Genomic DNA, 22,489 nt, shown 5'->3' on the forward strand with positions numbered 1-22,489 from the left:
CAGTGTGGCCGATCACCCTCTCAGGTCGGCTACGCATCGTCGCCTTGGTGAGCCGTTACCTCACCAACTAGCTAATGCGCCGCGGGCCCATCCTGTAGCGACAGCTTGCGCCGTCTTTCAACGAAACGTCATGCGACATTTCGTGTTATCCGGTATTAGCACCGATTTCTCGGTGTTATCCCCGTCTACAGGGCAGGTTGCCCACGTGTTACTCACCCGTCCGCCGCTAACGAATCAAAAGCAAGCTTTTGATTCGTCCGCTCGACTTGCATGTATTAGGCACGCCGCCAGCGTTCGTCCTGAGCCAGGATCAAACTCTCCATAGAAAAGTTATCCTTAGCTTTTGTACGCTTTTCGCTTCGTTCAGTTTTCAAGGAACATCTCTTCGCTCTTTGGGCGACTTTTTCATAATATCACATCAGCATTCCAATGTCAACAATAAGTTTCATTTTTTTAACCGCCGCCACATCTTCGGTAGCGACGATTAAAAATATATCACGAACATTTCTAAAGGTCAATACTTTTCTTTATTATTTTTTTCAACTATGTAATGTCTATGAAAAATCCCTTGCCCTTTCGTTGCGATGTTTTGAACAGAAAGCATATGCTTTTCAACGAGAAATTCAAGCAAAATCTCTAAATCAACACCATACACTGTCAACTCTTTTTCATTTAACAACTCCGCCATAGACCATGATGTTTCTTTTTTTTCAAGCACATGCATGAGATGACTCGCTCCTTGTTTAAGCTTCGAATGGATGAAGAAATCACTTGCTAAAAATAACAATTGTAATCGTTTGTCAAGCGACTCCTCACTCCCAACTAATTCCGCATACAATTTATAAATTTGTGGCTCAATCTGCTTTACCTGATTCCATACAGTCACTTCGGGATAAAAGCCATTTTCGATAATGGATAGACGAGCTAAATGATGGAGGGCATGCAACACATGGTTGTATGCATCAAGCCATTGATCTTTTTCAAAAAAACTCCTGCCCTCGATGTAGCGCCGCACCAATCTAGCGAACTCTATCCCCATCTTTACCTTTCTTTCCTCTTCAGGAAACTGCAATAGACGTTGGCGCAATTGTTCAATATACTCATTTCGTTCGAACAAAATTTTCCCATTCAACAACCAATTTATTACTTTTCGGTTAGAACCGAGCAACACCCATTCTTTCACTTGACGTTCGTCTACAACGTACAATGATGCACTTTTTTCTCCGAAGGTATAATGTTTAATAAAAACCGTTTCCTCCCCTTCTCGAACAATAACAAATAAAACAACATCAAATAAATCCGTCTCTGGAGAATAATCCGACCCTCTTTCAACCATTAAAATACCGAGGGTGCGTGACTGACTAGCTCGCTCTTGGTAAATTGGACGCAACACATCTTCCATAACCGACTCCTCCACTTTTCAACATTGTTTGACGGTATTCGACAATTTTAAAAAAACTCCTGCTTTGTTAATGCTTATCATTCAAAACTTATGATATAGTTATGCATAGGAGGGAATAACGTGGGTGTAAAATATTCGAGCAAGATCAACAAAATTCGTACGTTTGCGCTAAGTTTAATTTTCATTGGATTTTTTGTCATGTATGGCGGTATATTTTTTCGTACGTCCCCTATCGTTATGACAATATTCATGATTTTAGGGCTGTTGTTTATTATCGCAAGTACAGTTGTTTATTTTTGGATTGGTATGTTGTCAACAAAAACGGTACAAGTCGTTTGCCCTTCATGCAACAAAGTAACAAAAATGCTAGGCCGAGTCGATGTATGTATGTATTGCAACGAGCCACTGACACTAGATCCGACGCTTGAAGGAAAAGAATTTGATGAAAAATATAATCGAAAAACAAGAAACAAAAAAAGCTGATAGCATCGATGCTACCAGCTTTTTTAATGATGTCCCTTTTGACAGTCTGGACACGTTCCATAAATCTCCATACGATGATGACTTACTTTAAACCCTGTCACATGTGCCGCTAAATCTTCTACTTCATCTAAACCAGGATAATGAAAATCGACAATTTTTCCACACGCTTCGCAAATGACGTGATAATGATGTGTCGTAACAAAATCAAAACGACTAGACGCATCACCATAAGTTAATTCTTTAACAAGACCGACTTCTTTAAACACACGCAAATTGTTATACACAGTTGCGACACTCATATTTGGAAATTTTCCTTCCAAAGCTTTATAAATTTCATCCGCTGTTGGATGGGACATTGACTGGATCAAATATTCGAGTATCGCATGACGTTGCGGTGTAATACGGACGCCGGTTTCTTTCAATGTGTGAAGCGCTTCTTTTAATTGATGTGCGTGCGTCACCGTCATGCACCTCACTTTCATTTATAAAAATTATAATTATTAATTTATAATTTTTATAAATAGTGTACAAAAAAATGAAACCATTTGTCAATTGGATTTTTAGGGAAGAAAAAAAGGGCGATCGTTGAACAATCGCCGCATACATATTTGAGGAGGTGTGTGCTCTACTCTATCGTACGCAACAATTTTATTATTTGTTTGAGCCAACCGCCCGTTTTAAAACGTTTAACACCTCTTCGACATGCCCATTTACTTTCACTTTTCTCCACTCTTGTACAATTTGACCGTTTGGATCAATCAAAAACGTTGAACGCTCAATCCCCATATACTCTTTCCCGAAGTTTTTCTTTAACTTCCATACTCCGTATGCTTTCGCTACATCTTGTTTTTCATCAGCAAGGAGTAAAAACGGCAAGTGATGCTTTTCAATAAATTTTTTGTGTCGTTCAATGGAATCAGGGCTAATTCCAATCACAATAGCCCCTAAATCCGTCAATGATTCGTAATGGTCTCGAAAATGACAAGCCTCTGTCGTACATCCTGGCGTCATGTCTTTTGGATAAAAATATAATACAACATACTTCCCACGAAATTGCGACAATGTGACGTTTTCCCCATTACTCGCTGGTAATGTAAAATTAGGCGCTTCCATGTTTCTCCTCCTATCTTTTTTCCACATCCATCACCGTTCGAACAACAAAAGCAGCAGGTAGCGCGTAACCAAGCAAAGCTTCAACCATCGCAATCCACCGACCGATTCCAATCGGAACAATATCGCCATAGCCAACGGAAAGCAATGTCACTGCACTAAAATATAAACTCGTTTCGACATATTGAAAAAAATTAGAAGCGACTATAGTCTTCCCATTTTCCATCATAACAACATGTCCATTTATATGCAAAATTGTATAAACAAGTGCAAAACCGATCATTGTCGTTGAATAAACAAATAAAATAGCAATAAAATTTTTCACTGAAATAACAGAACGTTTCGTTTGACAAAATGACAAGAAACTCATACCTATTACAAAAATAATAATGCTGATCCATACGTACTTCACACTATCCCCTCCTGTCCTCATATATACGAGGGGATGTTTTATTTAATTCCCAGCACCTCGATAACGTTTGACACCCGCGTTCCATAACAGCAACGATAAAGTAAAACATACGACACCCATTACTGGTGTCAAAAACGAATACGTGTACCATTCCGTTTTACGCAAGAAGTACGCTGCTGGATATACACCAACGAATGCAAATGGCAAAACCCATGTCAAAATGTAGCGAATGACACGATTATAAATATCGACAGGGTATCTCCCGTAGTTTCCTATATTATACATCATTGGCATAATTGAGCTGCGTGCATCCGACCAAAAACTAATACTTGCTAACGAAATAAAAATGCCTGCGTAAACAAATGTGCCTCCTAACACAAAAAGAACAAATAAAATTACATCATACCAATGAAACGTTAAATGTAACCGCGATGCAGCATAACCCATAATGATTAAGCCGGTAATACCTCCAAGAAGCGACTCGAGCTCCATACGTTCAAGCACAATTTGAAATAAACTATGCACAGGGCGAGTTAATACACGATCCATCTCTCCTCGTACGATGTATCGTTCATTAAAATCCCAAATGTTAAAAAATGAGGCGAACAAGGCGAACGGAACTAAGAAGAAACCGTAAATAAAAATAATTTCATCGCGCGTCCATCCGTTTAAAAATTGTGTATGCCCAAATACAACAAGAATAAAAATTAAATTCACACCTTGAAACATTAAATCAGATAAAAACTCCACAAACAAATCCGCACGATATTGCAACTTTGTTTTTATATATTGACTCATATACTGAAGAAAAATAGACATATAAAACATGTGCTCACCCCCCTTGAATGATGAGTTTTCGTTTAGCCGCTTTCCATAATAAATAAATCGGAACGATCAATACGACGCACCAAACAGCTTGAAACATCATTCCTTTGATCGCTTCATCCCCTGTAAAGCTTTCCGTAAAAATCATACTTGGAATGTAGCTAATCGCTTGAAAAGGCAAATAGTGCATCGCACTTTGCGCCCATTGTGGATAAAAACTAATCGGCAAAATGAGTCCTGAAAATAAATCAATAATAAATCGTTTTGCACGAAGCAATCCCTCACCATTTAATGTAAAAAACGTCACCATACCTGCTAGTAAATTGATTTGGGAATTAATAATAAAACTGAGCACTGTCGAAAGAGCAAAATAACTCCATGTTTGGACATTCGTTGTAAAGTGAAGCGAAAAAACGAATGTGACAATAATCATTCCTGGAAGTGAAAAGAAAATCAAACGAAAAATGCCTTCTCCAAGCCCTTGCATCGTTTTCATAATTAAATAGTTGTATGGACGAATAAGTTCAATCGCTACTTTCCCTTCACGAATTTCCATCGCTATTTCTCGATCAATGTTATTAAAATAAAACGCCCTTGCCATCCATGCAATTGCCACATATGTCGTCATTTGTTCTACCGTCATACCTTGAATAGACGGCTGCCCTCCATAAATGGCAGACCATAAAAAATAATATGCTCCAATATTGATACTATAAATAAAAATGCCGCTATAATAATTCGTTCGATAAGCTAACATCATTAAAAAACGCATACGAATCATTTCAATGTATTTCCCCATGATGAATCCCTTCTTCATAAATGTTGCGAATGATTTCTTCCGTGGAAACTTCACGAATGTGAATATCTTTTAGTTCATAGGAAGAAACAACTTGTCCAATCACATGTGCCATATCATTCGTCCGAACATGCGCAATCCAATTATATCGATCTTCCCCTTCTTCCCATGTGACATGAACAAGTGATGTAAGTTCCTCCTTTGAAACCATATCGCGAAATTGAAAGTGAATTTGTCTTCCTTCTCCCCAATTTTGCTTTAAATGTTGCAATGAACCGTCATAAATGATTTTTCCTTCATCAAGCATGATAACGCGCTCACAAAGCGCTTCAATATCTGTCATATCGTGTGTCGTTAATAAAATCGTCGTGTTGTACTTCTCATTAATTTCTTTTAAAAACTGACGGATTTTTAGCTTCACAAGCACATCTAAACCGATCGTTGGTTCATCTAAAAATAAAAGCGGTGGATTATGAATGAGGGCAGCGGCTAACTCACAACGCATACGCTGTCCAAGCGATAGTTTGCGCACAGGTTTATCGAGTAAAGGACCGATATCTAACGTTTCAATGACATGATCCATATGTTCGTTATAAGCCTGGTCGGAGACGCGATATACTTTTTTTAACAATCGAAATGACTCTTGTACTGCAATATCCCACCATAGTTGTGATCGCTGGCCAAATACAACGCCGATCGTCTGCACGAAACGTTCCCTCTCTTTATGCGGATTCATTCCATTCACAACAACTCGTCCAGATGTCGGTGTTAAAATTCCTGTTAGCATTTTGATTGTCGTCGATTTACCTGCTCCGTTTTCCCCGATGTAGCCAACCATTTCTCCTTGTTTGACCGTAAATGAAATATCATCGACAGCTCGAATGATTTTATAGTTTCTCGTGAACAAATCACGAAACGCCCCAGCTAAACCAGAGCGACTAGAGTACGATTTAAATTCTTTTCGTAGTTTTTCTACTTCAATAGCATACATGTTCCTCACCTCTTATGAAATCACTATTTACTAGTGTAACGAAAATGTTGAAACTCAACAAATGGTGTGCTCAAATAAATGTGATAAAATAAACACCATGAAAGAAATTTTACATAAAAGGAGGAGGCTTCGCGTGAATTTTACGAAGTCTGAACAATTATATCAAGAAGCGCTTGAGCATATCGTCGGTGGCGTCAACAGTCCTTCTCGTTCATATAAAGCTGTCGGAGGCGGTGCGCCTGTCGTTATGGAAAGAGCACAAGGGGCATATTTCTGGGATGTAGACGGCAACAAGTATATCGACTACCTAGCAGCTTACGGTCCAATTATTACTGGACATGCCCATCCACACATTACAAAAGCGATTCAACATGCAACTGAAAACGGTGTGTTATACGGGACACCAACCCCATATGAAATTACATTCGCCAAAATGTTGAAAGAAGCGATCCCTTCTCTCGAAAAAGTGCGTTTCGTCAACTCAGGAACAGAAGCTGTCATGACAACGATTCGGGTCGCACGCGCATACACCGGGCGCGATAAAATTGTGAAATTTGCAGGTTGCTATCACGGTCATTCCGATCTCGTTCTTGTCGCTGCTGGCTCTGGTCCGTCCACATTAGGCACGCCTGATTCAGCAGGGGTACCAAAAAGCATTGCACAAGAAGTGATTACTGTTCCTTTTAATGATGTCAATGCATTTAAACAAGCGATGGATCGCTGGGGAAACGAAGTCGCTGCCGTTCTTGTCGAACCTATCGTCGGTAACTTCGGTATCGTTGAGCCAAAACCGGGCTTTTTACAAGCAATTAACGACATCGCTCATGCGGCTGGAGCACTTGTCATTTATGATGAAGTCATTACAGCTTTTCGCTTTATGTATGGGGGGGCCCAAAACTTGCTCGGCATCGAACCAGACTTAACTGCACTCGGAAAAATCATTGGTGGGGGATTACCAATCGGGGCATATGGCGGTAGAAAAGACATTATGGAACAAGTAGCTCCATTAGGTCCTGCTTACCAAGCAGGAACGATGGCTGGCAATCCAGCCTCCATTTTAGCAGGAATTGCTTGTTTAGAAGTACTACAACAAGAAGGCGTGTACGAACATCTCGATCATCTCGGCGCAATGTTAGAAGCGGGCATTTTAACACACGCCAACACATACGATATTCCTGTGACAATTAATCGCCTAAAAGGTGCGCTTACTGTATATTTTACAACAGAAAAAGTAGAAAACTATGAGCAAGCCGAACGAACAGATGGAGAAATGTTCGCTAAGTTTTTCAAGCTCATGCTTCATCAAGGCATCAACCTTGCCCCTTCAAAATATGAAGCATGGTTCATTACATTAGCTCATACAGAAGAGGATATTGAATATACAATTAAAGCTGTAGAACGTGCATTTAAATCCTTAAAAAATGAATAAATATACAATCACAACGAGGTGGGAACATATATTCCACCTCGTTTTTCACGCTCAAATTAAATGAAAACGCTTACAAATATCGTGAACGTTTTGTTACACAAACTGAATATCGTATCCAAAAACATGAATAAATAATTGATTTTCTGTTGTGATCATGTTAATATAAACTATAAAATTTAGAAAATTTTATTTTTTAAAAAAGTTTTTGTGTAGGAGGTGGCGAAGGCGAGAAGCGAACGATAGTCGCTTGCAAGCCGCATGCTATGAAACAACAATGGAACCCAACTTCATTTCAACACTTTTATAAACATGAACACGATGCGTGTGGAATTGTCGCTGCGGTTGAAAAACGACGCATTCCGACAAGAGAAAACATTACAACGTGTATTAACGCCCTCGTCACAATGAATCATCGCGCTGGATTCATCAATGGAGAAGGAGATGGCGTCGGCATTCATATTGACATTCCAAAAGCGCTTTGGAAAGAAAAATTTGCTGCTACCCAACTTAATCCTCAACTCGTCGACCGCGACGATTTTATTGTTGGTCATATATTTATTACACGAACAACGAACGTGGAAGAAAAAAAAGCACGTATGCGTCAATTGTTTGCTCAGTTCCAATTGACACTCATTTTTGAATCTGATCGCGTAACTTCTTCTTCAGCACTCGGTCCAATTGCTTTACGTGAAGAACCAGTATTTTGGCAAGTTGCCCTTTTACCAAATCAAAAAGGAACATTATCTAAAACGTTATTTGAATTAACTATTGAAATAGAAAAAGACGAGCATATTCATGTCGCTTCGTTAAGCAATCACCATGCGATTTATAAAGTAATGGGCGCTGGAGATATTTTACCAAAATACTATCACGACTTAGCAAGCCCTCTCGTTGCATCAACGATGACGCTTGGTCATAATCGCTATTCAACGAATACGCTGTCAAACTTTTTCCGTGTGCAACCGTTTAGCGTCCTCGGCCATAACGGTGAAATTAACACAATAGCTAAACTACGTGAAGAAGCAACAATGATTGGCGTTCCGCTCACAAACGGCGGAAGCGATTCACAAGACTTAAGTCGGACGATGGAAACGCTCATTTATCGCGAAGGCTATACGCTATTCGAAGCGATGGACTTTTTATTCCCACCGATTGTAAACGAAATCAAACATTATCCAGTCCATTTACAAGATTTATATACTTACATTCGCGAAGCTTGGGGACATTTTGCCCAAGGACCGGCAGGCATTATTTCGCGTCATGCTGATGAAGCGGTGTTTAGTGTCGACGCACTTGGATTACGTCCACTTTGGAAAATTGAAACAGAACACCGTTACGTATTTGCTTCTGAACCAGGTATTATTCCAGCTTGCGAATACACAGGAGAACCAAAACCGCTCGCACCTGGAGAGAAAATCGGCTTAAAATGGCAAGCGGACGGAACGATTCGTATTTATGAATACGCCGATTATCAACAAGAAGTATACAGTCGTATTCGGAATCGTTTAAACATCGAGAATATGCGTCATCGTTTACAAACACCTTCACTAAAACCGTATGTGCTCGTTGCTCAACCAACAAAAGTGCATAATGGGCAATACGCTGCATTTGGTTGGGATCGCGAACATATTCAACTGCTTGAACAAATGGCAGAAAAAGGGGCAGAGCCTATTCGCTCCCTTGGTCACGATGCCCCGCTGGCAGCGATTGATCCTGAACGAAAAAATATTGCTGACTTCATAAAAGAAAGTGTTGCGGTTGTTACAAACCCAGCCATTGACCGCGACCGCGAAACAGAACATTTTTCTACTCGCGTTGTCGTTGGAAAAAGACCAAGTATCATCTCAAATGAAGAACACCCGTACACCGTTGAGCTTCTTTCACCTATTTTAATAGAAGGAAAACTTGGAAACGAATGTGCAGAAACGTTGCGACAGCCATCATACGATCAGCTCGTTCATGCATTTGAAGAAAAACAATTAACGTACTTTATATCAGCAACTTTTTTTGAACATGAAACGATTCGAACGGCACTCACCCGTTTAAGCAAAGAAGCATGTGAAGCTGTTGAAAATGGAAAAACGTTACTCATCATTGACGATGCGACAGCGCATCAAAACGGACATTTATGGATTGATCCACTCCTTGTCGTATCGGCCATTGATCAAGCATTGACAAAAGCAAACTTACGAAGAAATTGTTCGCTTCTTCTTCGTTCCGGAGCGATTCGTTCGTTGCATGATTTCATCGTTGCTTACGGACTTGGCGCAAATGTCATTAGCCCGTATTTGATGTTTGCGACAGTTGCTGATTCGTCAACTCGACCAGCCATTCATTTGTTCCAAGCGTTAAATAAAGGGCTCGAAAAGGTCATTTCAACGATCGGTATTCATGAATTGCGCGGATATAGCCGTCTATTCTCGTCTATTGGATTACATGAAGAAGTCGCAGCTGTATTAAATATCGTGAACTTTTTTGGTTCGGATTCTCTTGCCCAAGATTTCGAGGCATTAAAGCAAGATGCGCTCGCACGAGCAAAAGATTTTGAAACCGAACAAGCAAAGTTACGAAAAACGTTTCACGTATTCCCACGCATTTGGAAAGCGATTGGCGAAGTGGCGCAAACAGGCTCATACGATCAATACCGCGAAAAATTAACAGAAATTGAAACTGAAACACCGACGGCTATTCGCCATTTAACCGACTTAAAACAAGCAAACGTGCCAGTGAAAAAAGAACATGTCGACATTTCGGTCGGTGAACATAGCTTGCCGTTTGTCATTGCTTCGATGTCATTCGGTTCACAAAACGAAATTGCGTTCCGTGCTTATGCCGAAGCAGCTAACCGGCTCAATATGATCAGTTTAAACGGCGAAGGCGGCGAAATTAAAGATATGCTCGGCAAGTATCCGCGCACTCGCGGCCAACAAGTCGCTTCTGGACGATTTGGCGTCAACGCTGAACTGCTTAATTCATCGAATTTACTTGAAATAAAAATCGGGCAAGGCGCAAAACCAGGTGAAGGCGGTCATTTACCTGGCTCCAAAGTAACAGCGAAAATTGCTGAAGCACGCAACGCAACGATCGGATCTGATTTAATTTCACCGTCAAACAACCATGATATTTATTCGATTGAAGACTTAGCCCAAATGATTGCAGAACTAAAAACAGCAAACGATCAAGCAAAAGTGGCGGTAAAAGTACCTGTCGTCCCTAATATCGGAACGATCGCTGTCGGCATCGCAAAAGCTGGCGCTGACATTATTACACTAAGTGGCTTCGATGGTGGCACGGGAGCAGCACGCATCCATGCTATTCAACACGTCGGCTTACCTGTAGAGATTGGCGTCAAAGCAGCACATAATGCCCTCTTAGAAGCAGGATTACGCCATCAAGTAGAGATTTGGGCAGACGGCGGTATAAAGAGCGCGATGGATGTTATAAAAGTAATGTTACTCGGTGCTAATCGCGTCGGCTTTGGAACGTTAGCGATGATCGCAATCGGTTGTACGACATGTCGCGGTTGTCATTTAGATACGTGCCATGTCGGGATCGCTACGCAAATTGAATCGGAAGCACAAGCAAAAGAACACGGTTTGCGTCGCTTCGTTCCAAGACAATTCGAGCAAGCAGTACAAAACTTAGTTCGTTTCTTTACAGCGTTCGGTGAGGAACTTAAAGCGCTCACTGCATCGCTCGGTTATACAAACTTGCAACAACTTGTTGGTCGCTCCGATCTGCTTGAACAAACACGTGGCCGAGATCGCCTCGATTTAACGACGTTATTAAAACCGTTAGACATCGGCCAATGGTACCAAAAAGAAGTAGCTGCGACATCGGAAGAAGGAAAACTCGCTGTTGCTGCTGGTGCTGAATATTTAGATTACCACGTTGAAGACTTGCACCGTTCACGTGAATTTTCAACTGTCACTGCTGAACAGCGTGTGCTCGGTAGCCGTGTTGCATGTCATCGCGTGCGCGGGCGATTAGATGGATCGTATAAAAAACTTCCGAATATTTCTCTGCGTTATAAGGATGGCTCGGTACCTGGCAATGGGCTTGGTGCGTATAACGTCACCGGCATTCATATCCACGTCGATGGTGGAGCACAAGATGGCGTTGGGAAAACATCATTTGGTGGCGGTATCTTCGTCTTTAAATCAAAAGGAAAAGACGGTAAGTTTTACAACGGATCGGTCGGAAAAGGGTTTGGCTACGGAGCGCAAAAAGGACTATTAGTCGTGCAAGGAAATGCCGATGCGCGCGCAGGCATTCGCTTGTCAGGAGCTGATATGATTATTGGTGGTCAAGTGACAAAACCAATTCCTGAAATGGAACATGGTAATATCGGTGTCAACGCAAACATTAAAGGGTTTGCCTTTGAATATATGACAAACGGACGCGGGCTCGTTCTCGGCGACCCAGGTCCATGGATTTGCGCAGGAATGACAGGTGGTGTCGTTTATTTGCGTCATCAACCAGAAATGGGCTTAACAAAAGCGGCGCTTGAACGTCGAATCGCTAAAGGAGCAAATGTCACGATTCAATCGCTGAACGAAAAAGGAAAAGCGGACGTCAAAGAACTACTTAGCACATATATTGATTTGCTTATCGAACATGAACAGCACGATGAAGTAGCAACACTTCAACCGTTGTTGCAACAACCAGAGCAACACTTTTTCCAAGTCATTCCGAAAAAAGAACAAGCTGATCCGTCTGTGTCAACGGAATAAACATAAAAGAACTGCCTCAACAATAAAATGGGGCAGTTCTTTTAATTTTTTTCCTTTTTTCTTGATATACTGACGAAAAACATGTATATTTGTTTGTTGTTCTCACAAGATGATAAAAAGGAAAGGAATTTGAGCGACGATGAGACTTGGAGCCCGCGTCTTTAAAACCGGGATTGCGATTACGTTTGCATTAGTTTTAGCGAAATTACTTCAATTGCCTTCTCCTGTATTTGCTGGCATTTCGGCTGTATTTGCGATGCAGCCGACGATTTACCGTTCATATTTATCTTTAATTGAGCAAATACAAGCTAACGTCATCGGTGCGATTTTCGCGATCGTTTTTACACTTATTTTCGGACACGATCCGTTTATTATCGGGTTAACTGCCATTTTAGTTATTGCGTTGTTTCTTCGTCTTCGTTTAGAATCTTCTATTTCTGTCGCACTTGTGACGGTTATTGCCATTATGGAATATACAGAACAGCATTTTATTGAATTTGCACTTATTCGCTTCTCGACCATTATGCTAGGCGTACTTGCAGCGTTTGTCGTGAATTTAGTGTTCCTTCCACCAAAATATGAAAAAAAGCTATATACAAAAATTGTTGAATATACGGAACACATTTTGAAATGGATTCGCATGAATGTTCGACATGCCTCTGAGCATCATTTACTGAAAGAAGACATTGAAAAATTAAAAGAAAATATGATGAAACTTGATCAACTTTATTTACTTTATAAAGAAGAACGGACGTATTTTCGTAAACATAAATATAGTAAATCGCGTAAACTCGTATTGTATCGCCAAATGATTGTCGCAACAAATCGCGCCCTAGAGACGTTAAAGTTGCTGCATCGTTTAGAAAATGAGTTGGCACATACATCTCCGGAACTTCAAGATGCCATAAAAAACGAACTCGACTGTTTATTAAACTACCATGATCAAATATTGCTGAAGTTCATTGGAAAAGCAAAATCTGATCCACAGTCACAATTTGCGACAGAAGCGTGTTCTGGAAAAAAAGGATTAATTCACTCGTTTCTAAACCATTACGCCGAACAAAGTGTTCAACAAGAAAATTATCAACTTTTTCCACTTATCGGAGCAATTATTGAATATAGTCACCAACTCGAACATTTGGACACGCTCATCGAGAGCTTTCACCATTACCATAAAGAAGAACATGTCGTCCCTACCCCGGAACAAGAATAAAAGATGTCCCGACACACGGGGACATCTTTTTAACTTTTCATACGCGGATCAAGCGCATCACGCAATCCATCGCCCATTAAGTTAAATCCTAACACCGTTAACATAATAGCTAATCCTGGAAAAACCATCGTCCACGGTGCTTGTGTTAAATATGCTTTTGAATCGGCTAGCATTTTCCCCCACTCAGGGTTCGGCGGCTGAGCTCCTAATCCGAGAAACCCGAGCGCTGCTGCTTCGATGATTGCTGTTGCAATTGCAAGCGTGCCTTGTACAATAATTGGTGCCATGCTGTTTGGTAAAATGTGATGAAATAAAATGCGTGCATCACTCATACCGATTGCTTTTGCTGCTGTAATATATTCTTCCTGCTTAATGCTTAATACACGGGAACGAATGAGACGACCGAAGTTTGGAATGTTAATGACCGCAATCGCAATAAGTGCATTTTTCAATGAAGGTCCTAAAACAGCGACAATTCCAATCGCTAATAAAATGCTTGGAAACGCAAGCATAATGTCAAATATACGTGAAATAACCGCATCGATCCAGCGTCCGTAGTATCCTGCAATAATTCCAAGCAAAGAGCCAATGACAACCGAACCTAATACAGAAAAAAATCCAACCCATAACGAAATGCGCGCCCCATAAACGACACGAGAAAATATATCTCGTCCGAAATCATCTGTTCCAAATATATGTTCTTTCGACGGCGCTTGTAAACGCAACGAAAGTTGTTGATCGTTCATATCGTACGGGGCGATAAACGGAGCAAAAACAGCAAGCAAAATGAAAAATAGCACAATACCACTTCCAACGAGAGCCATTTTGTTTTTCCGAAAGCGAATCCATCCTTCTTTCCATAGCGATGTTGCTTGTTCTTCTTGTACGATGTTTGCTTCGTTTCGTGCAAGTTCAGCCAATGCGCTCCCCTCCTTTTTAGTTATATTTAATGCGCGGATCAATCGCAGCATATAACAAATCCACAATTAAATTAATAAAAATAAAAATCATCGCAACAATTAAAATACCTGATTGAATGACAGGATAATCGCGATAGCCGATCGCTTCATAAATATAACGACCAATTCCCGGCCAGCTGAAAATCGTTTCTGTCAAAATCGCACCGCCAAGTAACAATCCCATTTGCAGACCGATGACTGTCAACACCGGAATAATTGCATTCTTTAACGAGTGCTTGTACACTACCCAAAACATGCTTAATCCTTTCGCACGTGCTGTACGAATGTAATCTGATTTCATCACCTCAAGCATGCTCGAGCGAGTCATGCGGGCAATAATTGCCATTGGAATTGTTGCTAAAGCCACGCTCGGAAGCACTAAATGTTGCAACGTTTGAACAAACTGATCTGTATTTCCTTGAATTAACGTGTCAATCACATATAAGTGGGTAATTGGGTCAATTGGATTACGAACATCTTCACGTCCAGATGTTGGAAACCAATCTAGATTAATCGCAAAAATCCATTGTTCCATCAATCCAAGCCAAAAAATAGGCATCGAAACACCAATTAAAGCCAGGACCATTGCCACATAATCAAACCAAGAGTTTTGAAACCACGCACTAATAATACCCGCATTTACACCGATGACGACAGCAATCAACATGGCCGCAAGCGATAATTCTAATGTCGCCGCCAAATATGGCCAAATTTCTTGCGAGACGGCCACACCTGTACGAAGCGATTCCCCCAGATCTCCTTTTAATAATCCGCCAACATATTTGATATATTGAATGTACCACGGTTGGTCTAATCCGAGTTTATGCGTCAATGCTTCAACTGCTTCTTTCGTCGCCTTTTGTCCTAAAATGACTTGCGCAGGATTTCCTGGAATGGCACGAATCATAAAAAACACAACGAGCGACATGCCAAGCAAAACGGGAATGACTGTTAACATGCGTTTGATCGTATATGAAAACATACGTTTCACTCCTTTCTTACATGATGGAAAGGGAGAGGATTCCCTCCCCTCCCTCAACACAAATATTATTTAAACTGTACTTTTGTAAATTTATCCGTTCCTGTCGGATGCGGATTAAATCCTTCAATGTTTGCTTTCCCTGCTAACAATGGTGTTGAGTGTACAAGCGGAATCCATGGTGCGTCTTCTTTAATAATTTCTTGCGCTTTTTTGTACAATTCGTTACGTTTGCTTTCATCGCTAACTGTTTGCGCTTCGATTAAAATGTTGTGCAATTCATCGTTCGAATAGTACGTGTAGTTGTTGCTACCGATACTGTCTTTATCAAGTAGCGCATACAAGAAGTTGTCAGCGTCACCGTTATCACCTGTCCAACCAAGCAAGAACGCATCTGCTTCTCCTTTTGCTACTTTATCTAAGTATGTTGCCCATTCATATGTCACGATTTTTGCTTTCACACCAATTTTTGCGAAGCTTGCTTGTAATGCTTCCGCTACTTTTTGTCCATCTGGCATGTATGGACGTGGAACAGGCATAGCCCATAACTCCATTTCAAATCCGTTTGGATAGCCAGCTTCTGCAAGTAATTGTTTCGCTTTTTCTAAATCATACGGATAATCTTGAATCGCATCGTTATAGCCAGGAATACTTGGTGGCAATGGGTTTTTCGCAGGTTGTGCTTGACCCGCATAAAACGCATCAATGATCGCCTGTTTATCTACTGCATGATTCAATGCTTGACGAACAAGTTTATTGCCTAACGGACCACGTGTAACCGTTAATCCAACATAGCCAACGTTCATCGAAGGGCGTTTAAACACTTGGAAATCTTTATTTCCTTCTACTTGCGCTAAATCAGAAGGATTCAAATCTTCCATAATATCAATCTCGCCTTTTAACAATGCATTCAAACGAGCAGAGTTATCTGGAATCGATACGAAAATTAATTTATCTAGTTTTGGATGCCCTTCTAACCAATATTCTTTATTTTTCTCAAGCACGATACGCTCATTGCGCTTCCACTCTTTGAAGACGAATGGACCTGTTCCAACAGGATTTTCACCAAATTTATCGCCATATTTTTTAATGGCTTCAGGGCTAGCAATCGCAAACGGCACCATCGCAAGATTTTTTAGGAATGGCGCTTGCGGACGTTTTAAAACAAACTGCACAGTATGCTCATCTAACGCTTTTACTTCTTTAATAACATGTCCTTCATCATTTTTGTATCCACCAAACATGGAGCCGTAGTATGGGAACGTATCCGCATTACCGTTTGCCCAACGCTCAAAGTTGAAGACAACAGCTTCCGCGTTAAAATCTGTTCCGTCGTGGAACTTCACGCCTTTGCGAAGCGTAAACGTATAGGTGAGTCCATCTGGAGAAACTTCCCATTTTTCTGCTAATGCCGGTTGAATCGACGTGTCTCCATCATTGTAATCTAACAATGTGTCAAAAATATTTTTCGTGACTTTAAACGATTCACCATCTGTTACTGTCGCTGGGTCTAACCCAACAGAGTCGCCACCACGTCCATAGACGAGTGTCGTTTGCTTTTCAGCTTCTTCTGTTTTTTCTCCACCTGTTTGTTCCGACTTGCCGCAACCTGCAAGCGCAGTCGCTGCCACAAGAAGAAACGTGAGCATGGTTAATAACCACTTTTTCTTCATTTCTTTTCCCCCTTAGTGAAATAATATATTTCATCACTTAGCCATCCATCCTTATGTATAAAGATGGCAAGCGACGTAATGCCCTTTTTCAACTTCTTTCCATTCTGGCTTTATCGTTTTACAAATATCCATACATGCTTGACATCGTGTATGAAAAGCGCATCCTGCTGGCGGATTCGATGGACTTGGTAAATCTCCACTAAGCAGTTGCTTTTCTTTTTTATATTCTGGATCTGGAATCGGAACGGCTTCAAGCAATGCTTGGGTGTATGGGTGTTTCGGATTGCGGTATACATCCTCGCTGTTAGCCAGCTCGACCATCCGCCCTAAATACATGACGCCAACGCGATCGCTAATATGACGAACAACACCAAGGTCATGAGCGATAAAAATATATGTCAAACCAAACTCTTTTTGTAAGTCTTCTAGCAAATTCAGCACTTGGGCTTGAATAGACACATCAAGTGCTGAAACAGGCTCATCCGCAATAATGAGCTTCGGTTTCGTCATCAATGCGCGAGCGATGCCGATGCGTTGCCGTTGCCCTCCGCTAAATTGGTGCGGATAACGTTTGGCATGATAGCTACTTAATCCGACGACTTCTAACATCTCACGCACTTTTTTTCGCCGCTCTTCTTTTGAACCGATTCCATGAACAATGAGCGGTTCTTCTAAAATTTTTTCGACTGTATGGCGCGGATTAAGCGATGCAAACGGATCTTGAAAAATCATTTGCATATCGCGCCGCAACTTTCTTAATTGTTGTGGGGATAGCTTCGTCACTTCTTCATTTTCAAATACAATAGATCCTTCTGTCGGTTCAATGAGCCGCAAAAGCATTCTTCCTGTCGTTGATTTTCCACACCCGCTCTCTCCGACGATGCCTAACGTTTCCCCTTTGTAAACAACGAACGATAAGTCATCAACCGCTTTCACTTGACCGATTTGTTTATTAAACAAACCTGCTGTAATCGGAAAATATTTTTTTAGTCCTTTAACTTGTAGTAACGGTTCGTTCATGGATCGTATGTTCCTCCTTTGCATACAAAAAGCAACGCGCACGATGTCCTTGTTCTACTTCGTATAAATCAGGATTTTCGGAAAAACATCGCTCGAATGCTTGTTCACATCTTGCCGCAAAACGACAACCATGTTTAATAGAACCCGGTTTAGGTACGCTTCCCGGAATAGAATATAAACGTGCTTTTCTTTCCCGAATATCTGGAACGGAACGAATAAGCCCAATCGTATACGGATGTTTTGGATGGCGAAAAATCGTTTGAATATCTCCTTCTTCAATAATTTTTCCCGCATACATCACAACGACACGATGACACATTTCTGCGACGACGCCTAAGTCGTGCGTAATCATCATAATTGCTGTGCCGAATTGTTCGTTTAACTGCTTCATCAAATGTAAAATTTGTGCCTGAATCGTCACATCTAAAGCGGTCGTTGGCTCATCAGCAATTAATAAAGACGGATTGCATACCATCGCCATCGCAATCATGACGCGCTGTCGCATGCCACCAGATAGTTGATGTGGATATTCATCAATTATCTCCTCAGCACGAGGTAAACCAACAAGTTTCAACATATCAATGGCTCGCTTCCGTGCTTCTGCCTTACTTATTTTTTGGTGAATGCGAATTGCTTCAATCATTTGATTTCCAATGGTAAAAAGTGGATTTAATGACGTCATCGGTTCTTGGAAAATCATCGCGATTTCATTTCCTCGTATTTCTTTCATCCGTTTTTCCGATGCCAGCACAATATTTTCATCTTTAAACCATATTTCTCCATTCGTAATTTTCCCGATTCCTTTCGGCAACAATCCCATAATAGAAAGCGATGTCACACTCTTTCCACAGCCTGATTCGCCAACAACACCTAAAATTTCACCTTTATTTATGTAAAAGTCCACTCCATCAACCGCAGGAACTTCCCCTTCGTCTGTGAAAAAGCACGTTTTTAAATTTTTGACTCGTAAAATTACCTCATCCCCCACGGAAGCCCCTCCTTTTATATGCAGAAAATTTATATTTTTAAAATAATTTTTATATACGTTTCAAATTATTACATGAATATTAAAAAAATACAATAAAAAAATTCAAAAAATTTTATCATTCTTGACAAAAAATAAAAAAACAACGGCTAAAAGCGTATAACCGTTGTCTTCAACAAATATATGTATCGTTTTCACTTTCCATACATAATAAACTTTTTATACCAATGTTCGACCACTTCAGGAGCAAACGGTCCTTTTTTTTCTTTAATCCATTGAATTAATTTTTGAATATTATTTTTTAAAATCTTATCAATAATTTCAGGGTAGCTCATTTGTTTGCGGTGTCGTTCGTATTCATCACGATCTAATATTTCATATTGACCGTTTGGGAATACTTTAATATCTAAATCATAATCAATATATTTCAACGCTTCTCCATCCCAAACGTAAGGCGAGCTAATATTGCAATAGTAATACACACCTTCTGGACGAATCATCGCAATAATGTTAAACCAATGTTCTGCATAAAAAAAACAAATGGCTGGCTCACGCGTCACCCACGTTCTCCCATCTGATTCTGTCACAAGTGTACGATCGTTGCCACCGATCACTTCATCTTCGCTTCCTTTTAAAACGACCGTTTCTTTCCATGCACGATGGATATGACCATCATGTTTATAACTATGAATTTGAATGATCGCCCCTGTCTGTGGATAATCCATACATATTCCCTACTTTCATTCGACGCTTTTTCTTCTATTATAACGTTAATAAGCGAGGAAGAAAAAGAGCATCGGACGAAAACCGATGCCCTTTGCGCGTTATTGATTTTTCTTTGCTTCTGATTTTGCGTTTTGTTGTTTAACGTGTTGAATATCTGTTTCAGTTGAAAACTCTGTTCCGTATTGACCAGCATTTTGTTGTTTAACATGTTGAATGTTTGTTCCTGCTGCTGTTTTGTTTGGTTTCACGATACTCACCTCCACGCTTATTACTTTGTATCATTCGCTCAAAAAATATCCATATGAATAATTTTTGTTTTGCTTCCTACACTACATAAAGAGGTGAGAATAATGTATATTGGCCGCGATTTAGCAGCTTTGCAAATGATTTCAAAACAGGAGTGGAAAGATAGCGAGTTAGCATTTTTTCATCATGCCCTTCAACAAGTAACGCCGTATTTAAATGCCGAAGGACAAACGATGCATCGTGAAATTATTGAAGAAATTGAAGCAAGAGGCGGTTTCCAGCGAAACGAAGCCACATATACAAATGGAACACGCGTATTTTATGAGTAAAGGCAAACGCCTTTACTCATACGCTTGCCATATTTTTTGATATATGACTGGAAAAGCATATTGTTTTAGTTCATCAGCTGTTACCCATCTGGTCGTTTTCTCATCGATTTGCAATTGAAGTGCCCTTGCTTTATATGCTTCAATATGCCAAACGATATGAGAAAATACATGCTCGAATGTATCGATTCGTTCCATCGAGCGGATGAAAACATGGTATCGTTCACTTATTTCTTTTATAAATTCCTGTTCATTCAATGTCGGAGCATGTTCGTCATTTGGAAATTGCCAGAGATTCGCAAGCAATCCGCTACTTGATCGCTTTTCAATTAGTATACGCCCTTCTTCGTTAACAAGTACGACAGCACGAAAGGCCACGTGCTTTGGCGCTTTCGCTTTCGTTTTTATCGGTAGCTGTTTTTCTACCCCTTCTGCAAACGCGCGGCAGTGGCGTTGAACGGGACATAATAAACAACTTGGATTTTTCGGGGTACAAATAAGTGCGCCAAGTTCCATTAATGCTTGATTAAAGTCAGACGGATTGTCATGTGCAATAATATGGGATACAATTTGTTCAAACTTTTTTCTTGTACTCCCTTTCGCAATGTCGTCTGTAATATAAAAAATACGCGATAATACTCGCATCACATTTCCATCTACCGCAGGCTCAGGAATATCGTAAGCAATGCTTAACACCGCCCCGGTTGTATATGGTCCGACGCCCTTCAATGAAGAAAATTGTTCCTTAGACGCTGGCACACATCCATCGTACTTTTCTTTTACTTCTTTTACTGCTGCATGTAAATTGCGAATACGGGAGTAATATCCGAGCCCTTCCCACACCTTTAGCACTTCCTCTTCCTCTGCGTCAGCTAACGCGTCTAAAGTCGGAAATTTTTCGATAAACTGATAAAAGTAAGGGATGACCGTATCGACACGCGTTTGTTGCAACATGACTTCTGATACCCATATTTTGTATGGATCTTTTTCTTTACGCCACGGCAAATCACGTTTCTCTGCTTGAAACCACTGAATTAAATCGTGCTGAAATAACTCAATATGAAAATGTGCCAATATTTGTTGTAAATTTTCTCTCACGTTCATTCCTCCAAGGTGGTAAACTAAAAGTAAGTTCAATCGGAAAAAGGAGGCCTTTTATTTGGATACTGGTACACACGTTTTGATGGGGTTTGCATTAGGTGGATTAGCTACGCTAGATCCAACAATCGCTCATGATCCGACACTTGCTCACGCTGTACTCATCGGCACGCTTCTAGGCTCGCAAGCACCTGATATGGACACTGTTTTAAAATTAAAAAATAACGCCAAATATATTCGCAACCATCGTGGCATCACTCACTCTATCCCTGCCTTATTTGTTTGGACGTTGCTCATTAGCGTTGTTCTTTTTTATGTGTATGACACGTCTTTTTTTCACGTCGCACTTTGGACATGGATTGCCGTTAGTTTACATGTATTTGTTGACATTTTTAATTCGTATGGCACGCAAGCGTTACGCCCTTTTTCGAGAAAATGGGTCGCCCTTGGTATCATTAACACATTCGATCCATTTATTTTTATTATCCATGTCGCTGGTGTTGTATTATGGTTGAGCGGATACCATGCAGGATACACGTTTCTTTCCGTATATATCGTGCTCATTGGTTACTATATCATTCGCTATCGTCAACAACAAGCGATAAAACAAAAATTAAAACAAATGTTCTCGGATGTCGAACAAATCATTACCGTACCGACAATAAAATGGAATGAGTGGCATTTAGCTGTGACGACATCGACTCATTTTTACGTTGCGCGAGCACAAAGCGGAGCGATTGATGTGCTTGACGTTTTCGAAAAATGTCCCGTTCCAAACATCTCGGTCATTGAAAAAGCGAAACAAGATGAAAATTTAGCTGCCTTTTTGTCATTTTCGCCCGTATATCGTTGGGAAATTCATGAATATGACGATCATTATGAAGTGCGTTTCATCGACTTGCGTTACCGAAGTAAAGATTATTATCCGTTCGTTGCAGTTGTGCAACTTGATCGCAACCTCAATATCGTTAGTTCATATACAGGTTGGATTTTTAGTGAGAAAAAATTGCGCAAAAAACTAGAACTTATTCCAAGCTAAAGTAGGCGTAAAGTCATCCCTCTCGACAAATACTATACGTGTGC

At 40.5% G+C, this 22,489-nt stretch carries 21 protein-coding genes and 1 rRNA gene; 6 read left to right on the forward strand and 16 right to left on the reverse strand.

Annotated features, from left to right (window positions below):
- Both HNQ84_RS07150 and HNQ84_RS07155 read right to left on the reverse strand, forming a co-directional pair.
- Positions 1-326 (reverse strand): 16S ribosomal RNA (locus HNQ84_RS07150); the annotation flags it as partial.
- A 188-nt stretch (positions 327-514) separates the two neighbouring features.
- Positions 515-1,402 carry a nucleotidyltransferase-like protein gene (locus tag HNQ84_RS07155; RefSeq protein ID WP_435621650.1) on the reverse strand — a complete coding sequence of 296 codons (888 nt, stop codon included), beginning with the start codon at positions 1,400-1,402 and terminating at the stop codon, positions 515-517.
- 120 nt (positions 1,403-1,522) lie between these two features.
- Between HNQ84_RS07155 and HNQ84_RS07160 the strand changes: the two genes are divergently transcribed.
- Positions 1,523-1,885 (forward strand): DUF2614 family zinc ribbon-containing protein, encoded by a 363-nt coding sequence (locus HNQ84_RS07160; RefSeq protein WP_183242706.1) that lies wholly within the window; start codon positions 1,523-1,525, stop codon positions 1,883-1,885.
- Positions 1,886-1,908: 23 nt separating this feature from the next.
- On the opposite strand, the gene perR is transcribed toward HNQ84_RS07160, so the two are convergent.
- From perR to HNQ84_RS07190, 6 genes are all read right to left on the reverse strand, one after another.
- On the reverse strand, positions 1,909-2,352 hold the full coding sequence (perR, locus tag HNQ84_RS07165) for a peroxide-responsive transcriptional repressor PerR (RefSeq protein WP_032101066.1): 444 nt from the start codon (positions 2,350-2,352) through the stop codon (positions 1,909-1,911).
- A 184-nt stretch (positions 2,353-2,536) separates the two neighbouring features.
- Positions 2,537-2,998, reverse strand: a complete 462-nt coding sequence (gene bcp, locus HNQ84_RS07170; RefSeq protein ID WP_183242708.1) for a thioredoxin-dependent thiol peroxidase — start codon at positions 2,996-2,998, stop codon at positions 2,537-2,539.
- Positions 2,999-3,008: 10 nt separating this feature from the next.
- The gene (locus HNQ84_RS07175) at positions 3,009-3,407 is read right to left on the reverse strand and encodes an ion channel (RefSeq protein ID WP_435621651.1); all 399 of its coding nucleotides are present in this window, start codon (positions 3,405-3,407) and stop codon (positions 3,009-3,011) included.
- Between the two features lie 42 nt (positions 3,408-3,449).
- On the reverse strand, positions 3,450-4,235 hold the full coding sequence (locus HNQ84_RS07180) for an ABC transporter permease (RefSeq protein ID WP_183242712.1): 786 nt from the start codon (positions 4,233-4,235) through the stop codon (positions 3,450-3,452).
- A gap of 4 nt (positions 4,236-4,239) precedes the next feature.
- Positions 4,240-5,031, reverse strand: a complete 792-nt coding sequence (locus tag HNQ84_RS07185) for an ABC transporter permease (RefSeq protein ID WP_435621652.1) — start codon at positions 5,029-5,031, stop codon at positions 4,240-4,242.
- The gene (locus tag HNQ84_RS07190; RefSeq protein ID WP_435621653.1) at positions 5,015-6,019 is read right to left on the reverse strand and encodes an ABC transporter ATP-binding protein; all 1,005 of its coding nucleotides are present in this window, start codon (positions 6,017-6,019) and stop codon (positions 5,015-5,017) included. The genes HNQ84_RS07185 and HNQ84_RS07190 overlap by 17 nt, the downstream gene beginning before the upstream one ends.
- 133 nt (positions 6,020-6,152) lie before the next feature.
- Between HNQ84_RS07190 and HNQ84_RS07195 the strand changes: the two genes are divergently transcribed.
- The 3 genes from HNQ84_RS07195 to HNQ84_RS07205 all read left to right on the forward strand — a co-directional run bounded on the left by HNQ84_RS07195 (position 6,153) and on the right by HNQ84_RS07205 (position 13,394).
- Positions 6,153-7,448, forward strand: a complete 1,296-nt coding sequence (locus HNQ84_RS07195) for a glutamate-1-semialdehyde 2,1-aminomutase (RefSeq protein WP_435621654.1) — start codon at positions 6,153-6,155, stop codon at positions 7,446-7,448.
- 263 nt (positions 7,449-7,711) lie between these two features.
- A complete protein-coding gene (locus HNQ84_RS07200) occupies positions 7,712-12,181 on the forward strand; it encodes a glutamate synthase-related protein (protein ID WP_435621655.1) in 4,470 nt (1,489 codons plus the stop codon).
- A gap of 139 nt (positions 12,182-12,320) precedes the next feature.
- Positions 12,321-13,394, forward strand: coding sequence for an FUSC family protein (locus HNQ84_RS07205; RefSeq protein WP_435621656.1), 1,074 nt, complete (start codon positions 12,321-12,323; stop codon positions 13,392-13,394).
- A 29-nt stretch (positions 13,395-13,423) separates the two neighbouring features.
- Here HNQ84_RS07205 and nikC read toward each other — a convergent pair whose 3' ends face one another.
- The 7 genes from nikC to HNQ84_RS07240 all read right to left on the reverse strand — a co-directional run bounded on the left by nikC (position 13,424) and on the right by HNQ84_RS07240 (position 19,987).
- Positions 13,424-14,314 (reverse strand): nickel transporter permease, encoded by an 891-nt coding sequence (nikC, locus tag HNQ84_RS07210; RefSeq protein WP_435621657.1) that lies wholly within the window; start codon positions 14,312-14,314, stop codon positions 13,424-13,426.
- Positions 14,315-14,330: 16 nt separating this feature from the next.
- Entirely contained in the window at positions 14,331-15,335 is a 1,005-nt protein-coding gene (locus HNQ84_RS07215; RefSeq protein WP_435621658.1) for an ABC transporter permease, read from the reverse strand.
- A gap of 65 nt (positions 15,336-15,400) precedes the next feature.
- Positions 15,401-17,005, reverse strand: a complete 1,605-nt coding sequence (locus HNQ84_RS07220; protein ID WP_435621659.1) for an ABC transporter substrate-binding protein — start codon at positions 17,003-17,005, stop codon at positions 15,401-15,403.
- Positions 17,006-17,056: 51 nt separating this feature from the next.
- The gene (locus HNQ84_RS07225; protein ID WP_435621660.1) at positions 17,057-18,025 is read right to left on the reverse strand and encodes an ABC transporter ATP-binding protein; all 969 of its coding nucleotides are present in this window, start codon (positions 18,023-18,025) and stop codon (positions 17,057-17,059) included.
- Positions 18,000-19,013: an ABC transporter ATP-binding protein gene (locus HNQ84_RS07230; RefSeq protein ID WP_435621661.1), complete on the reverse strand. Its 1,014-nt coding sequence runs from the start codon at positions 19,011-19,013 to the stop codon at positions 18,000-18,002. The genes HNQ84_RS07225 and HNQ84_RS07230 overlap by 26 nt, the downstream gene beginning before the upstream one ends.
- Before the next feature lie 191 nt (positions 19,014-19,204).
- Entirely contained in the window at positions 19,205-19,735 is a 531-nt protein-coding gene (gene ntdP, locus HNQ84_RS07235; protein ID WP_032101057.1) for a nucleoside tri-diphosphate phosphatase, read from the reverse strand.
- A gap of 99 nt (positions 19,736-19,834) precedes the next feature.
- Positions 19,835-19,987, reverse strand: a complete 153-nt coding sequence (locus HNQ84_RS07240) for a gamma-type small acid-soluble spore protein (RefSeq protein WP_435621733.1) — start codon at positions 19,985-19,987, stop codon at positions 19,835-19,837.
- Positions 19,988-20,086: 99 nt separating this feature from the next.
- Between HNQ84_RS07240 and yfhS the strand changes: the two genes are divergently transcribed.
- Positions 20,087-20,311 (forward strand): mother cell protein YfhS, encoded by a 225-nt coding sequence (yfhS, locus tag HNQ84_RS07245; RefSeq protein WP_435621662.1) that lies wholly within the window; start codon positions 20,087-20,089, stop codon positions 20,309-20,311.
- Positions 20,312-20,323: 12 nt separating this feature from the next.
- Here the strand turns inward: yfhS and mutY are convergent, their stop codons facing one another.
- Positions 20,324-21,412 (reverse strand): A/G-specific adenine glycosylase, encoded by a 1,089-nt coding sequence (mutY, locus tag HNQ84_RS07250; protein WP_435621663.1) that lies wholly within the window; start codon positions 21,410-21,412, stop codon positions 20,324-20,326.
- A 55-nt stretch (positions 21,413-21,467) separates the two neighbouring features.
- Here mutY and HNQ84_RS07255 point away from each other — a divergent pair, with 55 nt between their 5' ends.
- Positions 21,468-22,445: a metal-dependent hydrolase gene (locus HNQ84_RS07255; RefSeq protein ID WP_435621664.1), complete on the forward strand. Its 978-nt coding sequence runs from the start codon at positions 21,468-21,470 to the stop codon at positions 22,443-22,445.
- Positions 22,446-22,489: the final 44 nt, after the last annotated feature.

Source organism: Anoxybacillus eryuanensis (assembly GCF_051200995.1).
Lineage (GTDB): Bacteria > Bacillota > Bacilli > Bacillales > Anoxybacillaceae > Anoxybacillus > Anoxybacillus tengchongensis.

Excerpts from the sequence above, each read along its gene's own strand:
- HNQ84_RS07155 (WP_435621650.1), bottom strand. The coding sequence starts at position 1,402 with ATGGAAGATGTGTTGCGTCCAATTTACCAAGAGCGAGCTAGTCAGTCA.
- perR (WP_032101066.1), bottom strand. The coding sequence starts at position 2,352 with ATGACGGTGACGCACGCACATCAATTAAAAGAAGCGCTTCACACATTG.
- bcp (WP_183242708.1), bottom strand. The coding sequence starts at position 2,998 with ATGGAAGCGCCTAATTTTACATTACCAGCGAGTAATGGGGAAAACGTC.
- HNQ84_RS07180 (WP_183242712.1), bottom strand. The coding sequence starts at position 4,235 with ATGTTTTATATGTCTATTTTTCTTCAGTATATGAGTCAATATATAAAA.
- HNQ84_RS07185 (WP_435621652.1), bottom strand. The coding sequence starts at position 5,031 with ATGGGGAAATACATTGAAATGATTCGTATGCGTTTTTTAATGATGTTA.
- HNQ84_RS07190 (WP_435621653.1), bottom strand. The coding sequence starts at position 6,019 with ATGTATGCTATTGAAGTAGAAAAACTACGAAAAGAATTTAAATCGTAC.
- HNQ84_RS07200 (WP_435621655.1), top strand. The coding sequence starts at position 7,712 with ATGAAACAACAATGGAACCCAACTTCATTTCAACACTTTTATAAACAT.
- HNQ84_RS07205 (WP_435621656.1), top strand. The coding sequence starts at position 12,321 with ATGAGACTTGGAGCCCGCGTCTTTAAAACCGGGATTGCGATTACGTTT.
- HNQ84_RS07215 (WP_435621658.1), bottom strand. The coding sequence starts at position 15,335 with ATGTTTTCATATACGATCAAACGCATGTTAACAGTCATTCCCGTTTTG.
- HNQ84_RS07220 (WP_435621659.1), bottom strand. The coding sequence starts at position 17,005 with ATGAAGAAAAAGTGGTTATTAACCATGCTCACGTTTCTTCTTGTGGCA.
- HNQ84_RS07225 (WP_435621660.1), bottom strand. The coding sequence starts at position 18,025 with ATGAACGAACCGTTACTACAAGTTAAAGGACTAAAAAAATATTTTCCG.
- ntdP (WP_032101057.1), bottom strand. The coding sequence starts at position 19,735 with ATGGATTATCCACAGACAGGGGCGATCATTCAAATTCATAGTTATAAA.
- yfhS (WP_435621662.1), top strand. The coding sequence starts at position 20,087 with ATGTATATTGGCCGCGATTTAGCAGCTTTGCAAATGATTTCAAAACAG.
- mutY (WP_435621663.1), bottom strand. The coding sequence starts at position 21,412 with ATGAACGTGAGAGAAAATTTACAACAAATATTGGCACATTTTCATATT.